Source organism: Corallococcus sp. CA047B, from assembly GCF_003612065.1.
GTDB classification, from domain to species: Bacteria; Myxococcota; Myxococcia; order Myxococcales; family Myxococcaceae; genus Corallococcus; species Corallococcus praedator.
This window is the reverse complement of sequence record NZ_RAWD01000713.1, coordinates 1-575: the sequence shown is the minus strand read 5'-3', so window position 1 is coordinate 575 and position 575 is coordinate 1. Positions and strand designations below refer to the sequence as shown.

At 75.5% G+C, this 575-nt stretch carries 1 protein-coding gene; it reads right to left on the bottom strand.

Annotation, left to right across the window (positions count from 1 at the left end):
* Positions 1-97: 97 nt before the first annotated feature.
* Positions 98-575, bottom strand: a 478-nt coding sequence (locus D7X74_RS42310; RefSeq protein ID WP_158622383.1) for a hypothetical protein, incomplete at its 5' end; no start/stop codon positions are given.

The following is a 575-nucleotide window of genomic DNA, read 5'->3' as shown; positions in this document are numbered from 1 at the left end:
AGGTGCGATGGAAGAAGGGCCTGCCTGCCTGGGCTCCTGAAGGCACACCGGGAGCCTCACGGTCACAGGCCCGCGAAGAAGCAGGGAAAGGTGACGCTCAGCCCGTGACGGGCGGGCCCTGGGCCGGGCAGTTCACCGTCCGGGGACGGTCCGCCAGCGGCGCGAGCCGGGACGGCAGCGCCTGGGCAAGCAGGCTCTGGGCCCGCGCGAGCACCCGGGCGTTGTAGCGCGCCAGCAACGCGCGCAGCGATTCCAGCCGGGGCACGAACGGCGATGACGGCCGGTGGCTGACGCCGCCGGGGTCCACCTGGTCGCGCGACGCGGGCACCGGGGTGCCCACCGGCTCCTCATGGAGGATGCCCGCCACCCACCGCGCGCCCTTGCCGGTGGGCGTGCGCGTCACCGTCGGGGCTCGGGAGGCTTCCACCCCCGCGCCCACCTGGCGCGGGGCTTCAAGGGTCGGGCCCGTCAGCCCCAGGAAGCCCGCGAAGGCCACCGCGCACACCACCGCCGCCAGGGCGATCCTGGTCTCGCGGAGGGCTTCGCGCCCGGAGGTGGCGGGGACGGTCGTCATG